Origin of the sequence: Catenuloplanes niger, assembly GCF_031458255.1 — a bacterium.
Lineage (GTDB): Bacteria > Actinomycetota > Actinomycetes > Mycobacteriales > Micromonosporaceae > Catenuloplanes > Catenuloplanes niger.
The window spans coordinates 6,132,787-6,146,010 of the sequence record NZ_JAVDYC010000001.1; the positions used below are offsets into that span (position 1 = coordinate 6,132,787).

Annotated in this window: 12 protein-coding genes; 1 reads left to right on the plus strand and 11 read right to left on the minus strand. The window is 71.7% G+C overall.

Annotation, left to right across the window (positions count from 1 at the left end):
• Positions 1 to 45: 45 nt before the first annotated feature.
• The 5 genes from J2S44_RS27250 to J2S44_RS27270 all read right to left on the minus strand — a co-directional run bounded on the left by J2S44_RS27250 (position 46) and on the right by J2S44_RS27270 (position 5,667).
• Positions 46 to 1,353: a phytanoyl-CoA dioxygenase family protein gene (locus J2S44_RS27250; protein WP_310419717.1), complete on the minus strand. Its 1,308-nt coding sequence runs from the start codon at positions 1,351 to 1,353 to the stop codon at positions 46 to 48.
• 59 nt (positions 1,354 to 1,412) lie between these two features.
• The gene (locus tag J2S44_RS27255) at positions 1,413 to 2,483 is read right to left on the minus strand and encodes an NAD-dependent epimerase/dehydratase family protein (protein WP_310419719.1); all 1,071 of its coding nucleotides are present in this window, start codon (positions 2,481 to 2,483) and stop codon (positions 1,413 to 1,415) included.
• A 34-nt stretch (positions 2,484 to 2,517) separates the two neighbouring features.
• Positions 2,518 to 3,507 carry a dTDP-glucose 4,6-dehydratase gene (gene rfbB, locus J2S44_RS27260; RefSeq protein ID WP_310419721.1) on the minus strand — a complete coding sequence of 330 codons (990 nt, stop codon included), beginning with the start codon at positions 3,505 to 3,507 and terminating at the stop codon, positions 2,518 to 2,520.
• The gene (locus J2S44_RS27265) at positions 3,507 to 4,574 is read right to left on the minus strand and encodes a glucose-1-phosphate thymidylyltransferase (RefSeq protein ID WP_310419723.1); all 1,068 of its coding nucleotides are present in this window, start codon (positions 4,572 to 4,574) and stop codon (positions 3,507 to 3,509) included. The genes rfbB and J2S44_RS27265 overlap by 1 nt, the downstream gene beginning before the upstream one ends.
• A 154-nt stretch (positions 4,575 to 4,728) precedes the next feature.
• Positions 4,729 to 5,667, minus strand: a complete 939-nt coding sequence (locus tag J2S44_RS27270; RefSeq protein WP_310419725.1) for a GDP-mannose 4,6-dehydratase — start codon at positions 5,665 to 5,667, stop codon at positions 4,729 to 4,731.
• A gap of 670 nt (positions 5,668 to 6,337) precedes the next feature.
• Here J2S44_RS27270 and J2S44_RS27275 point away from each other — a divergent pair.
• Positions 6,338 to 6,751, plus strand: coding sequence for a cupin domain-containing protein (locus J2S44_RS27275; protein WP_306833744.1), 414 nt, complete (start codon positions 6,338 to 6,340; stop codon positions 6,749 to 6,751).
• A 12-nt stretch (positions 6,752 to 6,763) separates the two neighbouring features.
• Here the strand turns inward: J2S44_RS27275 and J2S44_RS27280 are convergent, their stop codons facing one another.
• The 6 genes from J2S44_RS27280 to J2S44_RS27305 all read right to left on the minus strand — a co-directional run bounded on the left by J2S44_RS27280 (position 6,764) and on the right by J2S44_RS27305 (position 13,173).
• A complete protein-coding gene (locus J2S44_RS27280; RefSeq protein ID WP_310419727.1) occupies positions 6,764 to 7,708 on the minus strand; it encodes an NAD-dependent epimerase/dehydratase family protein in 945 nt (314 codons plus the stop codon).
• Complete coding sequence (locus tag J2S44_RS27285) at positions 7,705 to 8,751, minus strand: Gfo/Idh/MocA family protein (protein WP_310419729.1); 1,047 nt, start codon at positions 8,749 to 8,751, stop codon at positions 7,705 to 7,707. The genes J2S44_RS27280 and J2S44_RS27285 overlap by 4 nt, the downstream gene beginning before the upstream one ends.
• Positions 8,752 to 8,756: 5 nt before the next feature.
• Positions 8,757 to 10,139, minus strand: a complete 1,383-nt coding sequence (locus J2S44_RS27290) for an NDP-hexose 2,3-dehydratase family protein (protein WP_310419731.1) — start codon at positions 10,137 to 10,139, stop codon at positions 8,757 to 8,759.
• 252 nt (positions 10,140 to 10,391) lie between these two features.
• Positions 10,392 to 11,420, minus strand: coding sequence for a methyltransferase (locus J2S44_RS27295; RefSeq protein WP_310419733.1), 1,029 nt, complete (start codon positions 11,418 to 11,420; stop codon positions 10,392 to 10,394).
• On the minus strand, positions 11,413 to 12,240 hold the full coding sequence (locus J2S44_RS27300) for a phytanoyl-CoA dioxygenase (protein WP_310419735.1): 828 nt from the start codon (positions 12,238 to 12,240) through the stop codon (positions 11,413 to 11,415). The genes J2S44_RS27295 and J2S44_RS27300 overlap by 8 nt, the downstream gene beginning before the upstream one ends.
• A 99-nt stretch (positions 12,241 to 12,339) precedes the next feature.
• On the minus strand, positions 12,340 to 13,173 hold the full coding sequence (locus J2S44_RS27305) for a TrmH family RNA methyltransferase (RefSeq protein WP_310419737.1): 834 nt from the start codon (positions 13,171 to 13,173) through the stop codon (positions 12,340 to 12,342).
• Positions 13,174 to 13,224 lie beyond the last annotated feature (51 nt).

The following is a 13,224-nucleotide window of genomic DNA, read 5'->3' on the forward strand; positions in this document are numbered from 1 at the left end:
GTCGTTCGTCCGGTGCCGCGGGACCCGGTGCGGACGGCCGGATGGTCAGGACGTGCGGGTCGGCATCGGGCGCGCCGGGTTCGCGAACTCGATGACGATGGTCCGGCGCCACCGGTCGGTGGGGTTCGGGCCGGAGCCGTGCACCAGCCGGACGTCGTGCACGATGACGTCGCCGACCTCGGACGGGACGGCCGTGCGGGGCCCGCCGTCCCGTACCGACAGCACGTCGGCGTCCTCGGGGAGCAGGTGCGAGCCGGGCACGCCCTCCAGGCAGCCGTTCTCCGGGCCGGCCTCGTCCAGGCAGATGCTCAGGTTGCAGACCGTGTGCGGCGCGACGTTGAGCCGGTCGCGGTGCCACGGGAGACCGGCCGCCCGGTTCGGCTCCTTCAGGACCAGGGCGAAGGCGGTGGGTACGACCGGCCCTCCGATGAACGCGGCGGCCAGTTCGGACAGTTCCTCCCGGAACAGCAGCTCGCCGGCGGCCCAGTCCTGCTTCTCCAGGTTGTGGATCCGGTAGAGCACCGGCTCCTGACCCTCGACGTCGTAGTTCCAGAAGTCCTCGGACCGGTACCCCTGATCGGTGAAGCGGGAGATCAGGTCGATCGCGCCGGCCTTGAGCCGGGCCACCGTGTCATCGGCGAAGATCGGTCCGGCGTTGACCAGGCCGTCCTCGCGGAACCGGCGGACCTGCGCGCCCAGCCGGGTGCGGCCGACCACGACGATGTCGCACACCTCCGGCGAGGTGCGCTCGTGCAGCACCTCGATCTCCGTGAAGCCCGCGTTCTCCAGCGCCGCCAGCAGCGACGGCCGGTCCAGCCAGCGCACGTCCACGCTCAGCCCACGGGCCTGCGGCTCCGGGTGCTCCTCGCGGACGTGCTTGACCGAGTAGCCGTCGAGCGTCTCCAGCCCGTCGGAGCTGCCCCAGTAGTGGGTGGAGAGGTAGATCCCGGCGGAGACCCCGGCGATGTCCTTGAGCAGGGCCCAGGGCTCCCGGACGTGGTAGAGCAGTCCCGCGCACATGACCGCGTCGAAGCGGCCCAGCGCCGGGAAGTCGAGCGCCTCCACGTCGGCGAGCCGCAGCTCCACGTTCGTGATGCCGTTCACGTCCATCACGAACTCGGCGCGGCGCAGGTTCTCCACCCGGCCCTCCAGGCCGAGGACGTGCGCGTCGGACCGCTGCCGGGCCAGTTCCAGCGTGTCCGCGCCCTCCAGCGCGCCGAGTTCCAGGACGCGGGTCGCGCCGGGGAAAGCCGCGTAGAAGGCACGCGCGCGGTCCGCCGGATCCTGACTGAGGAGATAGCCGTGATCGGAGCCGTCCGCATAGCGGACCCCGTCGTACTCGAATCCGTTCACCCAGGGCTCGAGCTCTTTCGCGCGACGCCGAATGTCCTCACGTTCCATGGATTCCCAGCCTAAAGATCGATGGTGAGCAGGGGACTAGTGTTTCCACCACAGTCGGCGGGCTCGGGTTCCAGCCGCCGCTCGACGTGCCGGGCCCATTCCGGGACCTGATGGCCGCCGATCTCGATGTCGAACGACGCGTGCAGTTCCGCCGGTCCCACCGTGGCCGCCCAGGCCGCGGTCCGGGCCAGCCCGTCGCGCAGCGGGGTGTCCGGCCAGTCACCGAAGACCTGCCGGGCGTCGTCCGTCGCGGTGTAGGCCACCCGCACCTCGTCGCGTGCCGGCAGGTGCGCGATGGGATGGTCCGGCACGCCGGCCGCCACCCGGACGGCCCGGGCCAGCTCCAGCACCGTGCTGGTGCCGGCCGCGCCGACGTTGAAGCAGCGGCCGTGGGCCCGTTCGGTGCCGGGCGCCCGGCTCACCACGTCCACCACGTCGCCGACGTAGGTGAACGCGCGGACCTGGCCGCCGTCGCCGTACACCGTGATCGGCTCGCCACGCATGATCTGGTTGAAGAAGATCGCCACCGCGTTCCGGTACGGGTCCCGCATGTTCTGCCACTCGCCGTAGACGTTGTGCATGCGGAACGCGGCGAACGGCAGGCCCTGCGTCCGCATCGTCACCGCGAGCTCGCGTTCGACGACGAGCTTCGCGTTGCCGTAGCTGTCCGCCGGCACCGGGACGGAGCTCTCCCGCATCGGAGTCGCACCGTGCCCGTAGACGGCGACCGACGAGGCGAAGCAGAAGAACGACACCCCGGTCCGCAGCGACGCGTTGATGAGGTTGATGCTGCCCATCACGTTGGTGTTGTAGTTGAGCCGCTTGACCGAGTGGCTGATCGCCTCCGCGGCGAACGCGGCGAAGTGGAAGACGTGGTCGAACCGGTGCTCGGCGAAGATCGAGTCGACCAGGTCGGCGTCCGTCACGGAGCCGACGTGCAGGTCGACTCCCGCGGGCACGCGGGACCTGCTGCCGCCGCTGAGGTCGTCGAGCACGGCGACCCGGTGCCCGGCTCGCACCAGCCGCTCGACCAGGTGCGATCCGATGAAACCGGCGCCACCCGTCACCAGGCAGTGAGCCATCCGAAGCTCCTTCGAAGGTCGGGGCGACGTGCCGTCAGCCGGTACGGACGTCGTCGAGTTGCTTCCGCAGCGGTTCCCACCAGTGCCGGTTCGCCCGGTACCAGTCGGCCGTCCCGGCCAGGCCGTCGGCGAAGGAGACGCGCGGGGCGTACCCCAGGCCGCGGAGCTTCGCGTCGGAGAGGGAGTAGCGGCGGTCGTGGCCCTTGCGGTCCGGCACCCGTTCGACGGCGTCCCAGCCGGCGCCGACCGCGTCGAGGAGCCGTTGGGTCAGCTCCAGGTTGGTGAGCTCCGCGGTCCCGGCGATGTGGTAGACCTCGCCGGGCGCGCCGCGCTCGGCCACGGTCTGGATGCCGCGGCAGTGGTCGTCCACGTGGATCCAGTCGCGGACGTTCCCGCCGTCGCCGTAGAGCGGGACCGGCCGGCCGTCCATCAGCCGGGTGAGGAACAGCGGCACGACCTTCTCCGGGAACTGGTACGGGCCGTAGTTGTTGCCGCACCGCGTGATCCGGACCGGCAGGCCGTGCGTCCGCGCGTACGCCAGCGCGATCAGGTCCCCGCCGGCCTTGGCCGCCGCGTACGGCGAGTTCGGGGCCAGCGGGCTCTCCTCGGTCCACGAACCCGTCTCGATGCTGCCGTAGACCTCGTCCGTGGAGACCTGGACGACGGTCGGGACACCGGCGGTCAGGCACGCCTGCATGAGCGACTGGACGCCCTGCACGTTGGTGCGCAGGAACTCGGCCGAGTCGGCGATGGACCGGTCGACATGGGTCTCGGCCGCGAAGTTGAGCACGACGTCGTGCCCGGGCACCACGTCCGCGAGCAGGCGGCCGTCGCAGATGTCACCGCGGACGAACGTGACGCGGTCCCGCACGGCGTCCAGGTTCGCCGGGTTGCCCGCGTAGGTGAGCTTGTCCAGCACGGTGACCCGGCAGTCCCGCCACGCGGGGTACGCCCCGGCGACCAGTTGCCGGACGTAGTGCGAACCGATGAAGCCGGCCCCGCCGGCCACGAGTACCCGCCGCACTACACACCCACCCGCACTTCGCTGTGGTCACCGAGCACGAACCGGTACGTCTTCGGCGCGCGCGGCCCCGGCACGACCCGTGCCTCCCGGCCGATCATCGACATCTCGATCCGGCCGACACCGTCGATGAAAGCGCCGCGGAGCACGATGGACTGCTCGATGTCGCTGTCGACGACCGTGCAGTCGCAGTCGATCGACGTGAACGGGCCCAGGCGTGAGTTGCGTACCACCGAGCCGGCCCCGACCACCACCGGCCCGACGATCCGCGAGCCGGAGATGACGGCGCCGGGCCCGACCACGACCCGGCCGATGATCTCGGTGTCCGCGCTCACCGAGCCGCTCACCTCGGAATCGATGCGCTCCAGGACGAACCGGTTCATGTCCAGCATGTCCGCGAGGTTGCCGGTGTCCTTCCAGAACCCGGTGATGATCGTGGACTTGACCGGCCGGCCCTGGTCGATCAGCCACTGGATCGCCTCGGTGATCTCCAGCTCGTTGCGCCACGACGGCTTCAGCTCCGCGATCGCCTCGTGCACGGCCGGGCTGAACACGTAGACGCCGACCAGCGCGAGGTCGCTCTTCGGGTACTGCGGCTTCTCCTCGACGCCGAGGACCTGGCCGTCCTGGCCCATCTCCGCGACGCCGAACGCGTGCGGGTCCTTCACCCGGGTGAGCATCAGCTGGGCGTGCGGGCGTTCCCGCCGGAACCGTTCGACCGCGCCGTTGATGCCGCCGACGACGAAATTGTCACCGAGGTACATCACGAAGTCGTCGTCGCCGAGATAGTCCCGCGCGATCAGGACGGCGTGTGCGAGGCCGCGCGGCGCGTCCTGGGGCAGATAGGTCACGTCCAGGCCGAACTGGGAGCCGTCACCGACCGCGCGTTCGATTTCCGGCGCGGTGCTGCCGACGATGATTCCGACCTCCCGGATACCCGCCTCGCGAATCGCTTCGAGGCCGTAGAAGAGGACCGGTTTGTTGGCGACCGGAATGAGCTGCTTCGCTGAGGTGTGGGTGATCGGGCGCATTCGCGAGCCAACACCGCCCGCCAACACCAGCCCTTTCACGAGTCGACCCTGGACGATTGGACCGAGACCGGAATTCGGATCACAATGGACTCCGTTGTCGGGCGGCAACTGGCTCTTGTGAAGGTACCGAAATCCGACTCGTGATTTCCCTACTAAAGCGTGCGGGACCCGGATCGCCGGTCAGCCGGGCCGGTCAGCCGGGCCGGTCGGCCGGCGCGACGAGCGTGGCGCCGGCGGCCCGCAGCAGCGTGCGGACCATGTCCGCGAAGCCGAGGCTCGGGCGCCAGCCGGTCGCGGCGCGCAGCCGGCTCGCGTCGCCGACCAGCGGGACGTCCGGCCGGGTGAGCACGGCGGCGTCCTCCTCGACGTGGTCGCGCCAGTCCAGTCCGGCCGCCTCGAACGCGATCGCCGCGAACTCGCCGACCGTGTGCCGTACGCCGGAGGCCACCACGAAGTCGTCCGGTTCCGCGAGCTCGAGGATCCGCCGCATGGCCTCCACGTAGTCCGGCGCGTACCCCCAGTCCGACCCGGCCGACAGGCTGCCGAGCACGAGCCGGCCGGCGTCACCGCGCTGGATGCGTACCACCGCGTCCACGATCTTGCGGGAGACGAAGCCCGGGCGCCGGAGCGGGGACTCGTGGTTGTAGAGGATGCCGGCCGAGGCGAAGACGCCGCGCGCGCGGTAGGCGCGGCAGTGCAGCAGCCCGGCCGCCTTGCTGATGCCGTAGATCGAGGTCGGCCGCAGCGGCGTCGTCTCGTCCTGCACCGGCGTGTCGGGCACGCCGAAGACGTGTGAGGAGGCGGCGTAGAAGACCCGGGTGGCCGGGCTGTGCCGCTCGACCGCGTCGAGGAAGTGGACCACGGAGAACGTGTTGACCGCGTACGACCGGTGGCAGAGCCGCACCGGGTCGGTGACCGTGTCCTGCGCGGAGTGATGGACCGCGGCCAGCAGGTACACCTCGTCCGGTCGTAGGCCGGCGACCAGCTCGGCCACGTCGTCCGGCCGGGTGATGTCGATCGTGCCGTGCCGGCCCACCGGCACCACCCGGTCCCCCCGCGCCCGCAGTGACTCGCTCAGCAGCACCCCGTCCTGGCCGTCGGCGCCCACCACGATCGCGGTCCGCGCGGTCATGCCCGCGCCCGGAGGGGGATCGGGGTGGACTTCCGAACGGATGGTGTCTCCGGTGGGCCGGACACCGTGCTGATGCGACCGAACATTGGTGTGCCTCACTGATTCCGATTGTTGTCCGGTAACCGACGGGAAGACGATTCTCCGGCCGCGGTGTGTGGTGCCCCGGCCGTCGCGTGCGCCGGCTTCGTGGCTGGTGGCGGCGGCCGGACGAGTGGTGGCGCCGGAGGTGGCCGTCCAGGATGGGCAATTTGTCGAATGGGTTCGTCTTGGCCGCTAATTCGCGGGTCTGGCGCGTTATGAGGGCATCGCCGGTGAGTATTCTGTCCAGCGTCTTCATGCCTGTCAATGCTTGTTGGCGGGTGCCGGGTGCCCTACTATCCAAAGCCAATGCGTTCGCCCGCGGCTCGGCTGCCGAGTGTCATTCCGGCATAACGAACGCCGCTATTTCAGGTGGAACCCGGCGCCGGCCGCTGTCCGATCCGGCGCTGCCGGGCGTGTTCGGCCACCGGCCACGTCACCGGCGTACTCACTCTCGACCCGTTCACCGCGCCGTGTGCCCACGACGCCGGTGACGCCCCACCCGCCGCCGCCCGGCTCCCGCTCGGCACGAGCCCGGGTTCGCGGGCGGCACCGCACCGTCCCGCCGTGATTTTCGAGGATCGGAGTTGGCGTGAAGATCGAGGTTCTGACGCCGAGTTGCAACCTGGACACCGTCCGGGACGGCCGGGGTGGCATCTTCACCTGGGTGCCGCCGGAGCCGTTGCTGGAGTTCAATCTCATCTCGATGCATCCCGGCAAGGTCCGGGGGCTGCACTACCATCCGCACTTCGTGGAGTACCTGCTGTTCGTCGACGGCGAGGGAGTGCTGGTCACCAAGGACGACCCGGACGACCCGGACTGCCCGGAGGAGTTCATCCACGTCGCCCGGGGCACCTGCACCCGTACGCCGATCGGGGTGATGCATGCGGTGTACGCGATCACCTCCCTGTCCTTCGTGGCCATGCTGACCCGCCCCTGGGACGAGTGCGATCCGCCGATCGTGCAGGTCCAGCCGCTGCCGCACACGCTCCCAGCGCAGGGCTGAGACGCCGGCCGGTCACCGGCCCGGGTCGCGCTCCAGCGCGTCGTGCCAGAGCGCGCGGAGCGCCTCCGGAAGCGTCCGTCGCGGTGCCCAGCCGAGCTGGTCACGCGCGGGCCGGAGGTCGGCCAGCGTCCAGTCCTCGGCGGCACCGGCCGGATCCGGGGCCGGCAACTCGCACACGGTGGCCGGCACCCCGCTGATCTCGATGAGCGTGGTGACCAGCGTGCGCACCGGCACCGACTCGCCGCGGCCGATCGGGATCGGGGAGGTCACGCCGGGCACCCGGATCGCGGCCTGGATCGCCTCGGAGACGTCCCGCACGTCCACGTAGTCGCGCCGGGAGTCCAGCGCGGTCAACTCGATCGTCGCGTGCCCGCCGCGCTCCGCCGCGGTGACCAGCGCGCCGGCGACCAGGCCGAGCAGGCTGGCCGGTGGCACGCCCGGGCCGGTGACGTTCGCCAGCCGCAGCACCACCGCGTCCACGGTCCCGGCCGCGGCCGCGGCCAGCACCGCCTCGGTCGCGGTCAGCTTGAACCGGTCGTACTCGCTGACGGACCGCGACGACCGCTGCGTGGCACCCGGGGTGTCCGGCGCGACGAGCCCGTACTCCAGCACCGAGCCGAGGTGCACGAATCGCGGCGCCAGCGAGGTCGCCGCCAGCGCCGTCAGGATCGCCTCGGTCGCCCCGACGCAGCTGGCCTGCAGTCCGCGCCCGGACAGGCCCCACTTCCCGCCGGTGGCGTTGACGACCGTCCCCGGGCGCTCCGTGGCCAGCACCGCGGCCAGCTCGGCCGCGCCCGCCCCGGACACGTCGACCGCGCGGAACCGGAACCCGGCCGTGGCCGCGGGGGCGCGCCGCGCCAGGACGAGCACATCGCGGCCGGCGGCGACCAGGTCCTTGACCACCTGGCGGCCCAGGAACCCGGTGCCGCCGACCACCACGACACGACCGTCGCTCACCCGTACCTCCTCGTCGGCTCGGGACCGCCCAGCCGGGCCGGCTCACCCGGCCGGAGCGGGCGCGCCCGGTCCCGGACCTGGTCGACCAGCCCGGCCAGCGTCCGGATCTGCGTGGTCCGGCCGGGAACCTCCCGGCCGGTGCGGACCGCGGTGACGAACTCGCGCAGCGTGGCGGCGAACTGGTCGTCCTCCGGCAGCACCAGGTCGCCCGGCTCGTCGTGCCGCGTCAGCCGGACCGTCGGCCGCCAGGACGGCGGCGGGGTGAAGGCCCGGTCGACGACGATCGAGCCGGTGCTGCCCCACAGCGTGTACTCACAGCGGTAGGCGTGCCGGAAGCCGAAGTCGACCTGGGCGGTCCGCCCGTCCGGCGTGGCCAGCAGCGCACTGCCGGCCACGTCGACGCCGTGCTCCGGGTCCTCCGTGCGGGTCGCGGCGACCACCCGCAGCTCGGGCCCGAGGAAGAGCCCGGCCACGCCCAGCGGATACACCCCCGCGTCCAGCAGCGCACCGCCGCCGAGGTCCGGCCGGTACCGTACGTCGCCCGGGGGCAACGGCGGGAAGCCGAAGACGCCGTGCACCGAGCGCAGCTCCCCGATCTCGCCGGCGTCCACCAGCCTCGCCACGGTCGCGTGCAGGCCGTGCCGCAGGAACGTGAGGTTCTCGGTCAGCGTCAGCCCGGTGGCGCGCGCCAGGTCGAGCACCTCGGCGGTGTCGCGGTAGCGGGTGGTCAACGGCTTCTCGACGAGCACGTGCCGGCCCCGGCGCAGGGCCCGCACGGTCCACTCGTGGTGCAGCCCGGCGGGCAGCGCGATGTAGACGGCGTCGAGGCCCGGGAACTCCAGCAGCGACCGGTAGTCGGGCACGGCCGCACCGCCGAACTCGTCCGCGAACAGCCTGGCCTTGCCCCGGTCCCGGGCCGCGACCGCGACGAGCTCGGCACCGGGCTCCCGCAGGAGCGCCGGGAGGGTGCGGCGCCGGGCGATGTCCGCGCAGCCGAGCAGGCCGATGCGGACCGGGCGTACGGTCGGGGTCGGTTCCGGCACGGCGGTCACCACAGGCTGTGCAGGCAGGCCAGCAGGCTGCGGGCCTCGACGTTGACGTAGTAGCCGTGCCGCAGCAGGCCGGAGAGCTGGTGGGCGGTCACCCAGCAGAACTCGCCCGGCACCTCGACCGGCACGTCGTCACCTGCGTCCACCAGCAGGTACCGGTTCTGAGAGCGGTAGAAGCGGCCGCCCTCCTCGGTCAGGATCGTGTCGTACAGCACGCGGTCGGCCGGCGCGTGCCGCACGTAGTCGAGGAACGCCGGCGCGCCGCCCGGGTAGTTGCCCGGGTTGCACTGGACCGTGGGCCCCATCTCCATCGCGTCCAGCAGGCCCGCCTGGTACCGCGCGTGGACCAGCAGGTGCGCCACCCCGTCGATCTCCTTCACGACGAAGGCCACGACGCCCTGCCCGCTCGGGTAGAGCAGCGGCTGGTGCCACTCGCTGACCTCCCGGTCGTCGGTCCGGACGCTGACGCCGATGATGCTGAAATGTTTCTCGTCGTCGTGCGCGATCTCGTCGGGCGTGTGGTGCCAGCCGGGCAGCTGCCGCAGCGGCACCCGGCGCACCGCCAGCTCGTGCCGGCTCTTGGCGGCGGTGAACCAGCTCAGCACGGTCTCCGCGCTGTGCAGCGGCGTGCCGGCGCCGCTGATGGACCGGATCAGCGCCGCGGCCATGTCACCGGCCGGCAGATCCCGGTCGGCGGCGAAGAACGCGGCCGGCATGCAGGACAGCACCGTCCGGGTGTCCATGTTGACCAGTCCGTCGACCCGCAGCAGGCCGCGCAGTTCGGCCAGCGGCATCCAGTAGTGCCCGTCCGCGGCGGGCACCGACTCGTCCACCTGGACGATCATGTTGCGGTTGCGCTTGCGCAGGAACCAGGACCCCTGCTCGGACTGCAGCACGTCGGCCAGCACGCTGCCGGGACGCGCCTCGGTGAAGTACTCCAGGTACTTCGTCCGGCTGCCCCGGTGCACCCGCGTGTAGTTGCTGCGGGTCGCCTGCACGGTCGGCGAGAGCTGAAACGTGTTGATGTTGCCGGGTTCCATCTTCGCCTGCACCAGACCGTACGGGACACCGTCCACGGTCTTGACCAGCAACCCGAGGATGCCGATCTCCGGCTGGTTGATGATCGGCTGACTCCACTCGCCGACCGGGCCGTACGAGGTCCGCACGTGCAGCCCTTCGATGGTGAAGAACCGGCCGCTGTCGTGCGTCAGGTTGCCGGTGGCGTCGTCGATCGACCACCCGGGCAGCTCGGCGAGTGGGGTGCGGGTCACCCGGCAGGTGGTGGCGCGGGTGCGGCCGGCGAACCAGGAGCGGAACTCCGCGCCCGCACCGGGCAGAAGGGTGGTGGCTGCGCCTTGGGTATCCAGATCGGCCGAGGTCATCACGCTTTCCTTCGGTGGCTGGGGATGCGGGCTCACCACAGCTCGGTCGGCTCTGTCGCGGGACCGGCGGCGGCGCGCCGGGGCGTCCGTCAGTGAGCGCGTCGGCGCATAAGGAGTCTCTTACCGATTCGCGCACCAGAGGAATGTGGTTCGTCGGCGTTGACGGTACGCGACATTCATACGGTGCTCATCAATGGCGAATGGAATATAGGGAGGCCATTAGTAATCGGCTCCCGCGCTTTTCTCCGGTGGTCAGCCGGGGTGGATCTCGATCCAGTGGAAGCCGGTCGCCGGCAGCGCCCCGGTCTCCGCGATCCGCAGGCCCGCCTTGGCGCACAGACCGGCGAAGTCGTCCCTGGTCCGCTCCTGTCCCTGCCCGTTGACGAGCAGATTCAGGTCGCTGAGGTACGTGGTGGGGCTCTCGCCGGCCGGCACGGTGTCCGGCAGCAGATGCTCGACGAGCAGGATCCGGCCGTGCGCCGCGGCGTCGCGGGCGCAGTTACGCAGGATCACCGCGGCCCGCTCGTCGTCCCAGCCGTGCGTGACGCTCTTCAGCAGGTACAGGTCGCCGCCGGCCGGGACCCCGGTGAAGAAGTCACCGGTCTCGACCCGGCAGCGCGCGGTCAGCCCGGCCGCGTGCAGGGTCCGCGCGGTCGTCGCCACACCGGACGGACTGTCGTAGACCACGCCGCGCGGTCCGGGGTGCGTGGTCAGGATCGCGGCGAGCGTCGTCCCGTCGCCGCCGCCGACGTCGACGATCGTCCCGAACCGGCCGAAGTCGTACGCGCCCGCCAGCACCGCGGCGACCCCGCGACTGCCCTGGCTCATCGCCGCGTTGTACATCTCGGACAGCTCCGGCCGGGCCGCCAGGTAGCCGAAGAAGTCGACGCCGAACGCCTCGTCGAAGGCCGGCCCGCCGGTGCGCAGGCTGAACTCCAGGTTCTGCCAGGCCCTCGCCATCGTCGGGTCGGTCAGCATCCGGGCGAGCGGGAACATCGACCCCGGTGCGTCGACGCGCAGCAGCGCGCCGACCGGGGTGACCGTGAAGCGGCCGGGGTGGGGTTCGGCGAGCACGCCCAGCGCGGCGAGCCCGCGCAGCAGGCGGAGCATCGGCCCCTCCTGGAAGCCGAACTCCGCGGCGAGCCCGGCCGCGTCCCGTTCACCGTCGCCGATCGTGTCGGGCAGCCGGAGCCGGACGGCGAGCGCGACCACGTGCGTGGCCATCCCGCCGAACACCAGCCGCAGCACGGCCGCCCAGGGGCTGGCCGCGGCACTATCCACGGCCGAGTCCCGCCCTGATCGCCCGCTCGACCGGGACGTACCGGCCGTCCGCGCGGTCCAGGTCGAACTCACCGGCCAGTTGCAACGACGGCTGCGCCATGAACCGCGGAGCGGTGCCGGTGTTGGTGATCGGGGTGTGCACCAGGAACGGGTGGCACAGGTAGGCGTCGCCGGCCCGGCCGGTGGCCAGCGCGTGCGGCCGGTCCGCCCCCACGCTGCCGCAGTCGAGGTAGGTGCCCTCGGGGCCGTAGGGCTCGAGCAGCGGCGGTACGTCCAGGTGCGAGCCGGACCTGATCAGCGTGGGCGCGTCCCGCTCGCCGGTGTCGGAGTAGAGCAGCAGCACCAGCAGTCCCCGCCCGCGGGAGGTCACGTTGCAGCGGAAGATCTTGTCGTAGTCCGGCGGGACGAGCGCGAGCTCGCCCTCCCAGTCACCGGCGCCGATGGCGGCCTCACCCTCCGGGCTGAGGAAGCTGGCGTCGATGTGCCAGCCGTAGTCCTCCGCCTGGTCGGGTGCCCGGTCGGCCGGGAAGCGCACCGGGAAGGTCCCGATCGCGTCCAGCGGACGCCACCGTCCCGGGCCGACGAGCTGGTCGTACGCCTCGGTCAGCACCGGGGTGTTGGCGCTGCGCACGAACGCCTCGTCGGTGCGCACGCCGAGCCGGATGACCTCCCTGGTCCAGGTCGACCGGTCGTCCGGGTCCATGTCCAGCTGTTTCCAGAGCAGATCGCGGCACTCGGCGGCGAGCTCGGCGGAAAACGCGTTCGGCACCCGGACGAAGCCGTCGGCGACGAAGCTCTCGATGTGCTCGGCGGTCAGCATGCGTGCCTCCTCATCGGACTCTGCCGACCGGTTATATACCGATGGCGGCCGATGGAGGACGGATCCGGCCGAAGACTAGCGGTCTCCCCAGAGAGACGATCACGCGCGCTGGCGGCTGATCTCGTACAGCGTGATGGACGCGGCGACGGTCGCGTTGAACGAGCTCGCCGACCCGACCATCGGGATGCGGATGACGGCGTCGCAGTTCTGCGCCCAGAAGCTGCTCATCCCGCTGGTCTCGTTGCCGACCACGATCGCGGTCGGCCCGGTGAAGTCGTGGTCCCAGATGTCGGTGACCGCGTCCTCGCTCGTCCCGACCAGCGTCATCGTGCCGGTCGCCCGCAGCCACTCCAGCACCGCGGCCGGCGTGTCCGCCCGGACCGCCGGGACCGCGAACAGCGACCCGCGGCTGGCCCGGACCGTCTTCGGGTCGTAGAGGTCGGCGGCCCGGCCCGCGACGACCACGCCGTCCGCGCCCAGCGCGTCGGCCGAGCGCAGCAGCGAGCCCACGTTCCCCGGGCTGATCGGACGGTCGAGCACGACGACGACGCCGTCCGGGCGGGGCCGGATCCGGCTGAGGTCGTCCGGCGGGATCGCGACGACGGCGGTCAGCTCGACGGTGTCCTCGTCCTTCTCGGTGAGGTCGCGCAGCAGCTCGGGGGAGAGCCGGACCACCTCGTCGGCGACCCGCCCGGCGACCAGGTCGCGGGCCCAGTGCGACCGCAGGTTCCCGTCGTGCAGCAACGCCCGGATCGGCCAGCCGCGGGCGACCGCCTCGTTGATCGGGCGCACGCCCTGCACCAGGAACTCGCCCAGCCGGTGCCGGGTGTTCCGGTTGGTCAGCAGCGCCTCCCACTGCTGGAACCGGGCGTTGCGGCGCTCCACCCGGAGCTCTGTGCCACGGCTCCGCGAGTCATTCTTGATCTTGGACATGGTTGAGGCCTCTCCCGGACCGGTGGCGAGCATCGCAGCGTAGTTGTCATG

Bases quoted from the DNA above. Each gene is read 5' to 3' on its own strand.
- J2S44_RS27255 (WP_310419719.1), bottom strand. From the start codon at position 2,483: ATGGCTCACTGCCTGGTGACGGGTGGCGCCGGTTTCATCGGATCGCAC.
- J2S44_RS27270 (WP_310419725.1), bottom strand. From the start codon at position 5,667: ATGACCGCGCGGACCGCGATCGTGGTGGGCGCCGACGGCCAGGACGGG.
- J2S44_RS27290 (WP_310419731.1), bottom strand. From the start codon at position 10,139: ATGACCTCGGCCGATCTGGATACCCAAGGCGCAGCCACCACCCTTCTG.
- J2S44_RS27300 (WP_310419735.1), bottom strand. From the start codon at position 12,240: ATGCTGACCGCCGAGCACATCGAGAGCTTCGTCGCCGACGGCTTCGTC.
- J2S44_RS27305 (WP_310419737.1), bottom strand. From the start codon at position 13,173: ATGTCCAAGATCAAGAATGACTCGCGGAGCCGTGGCACAGAGCTCCGG.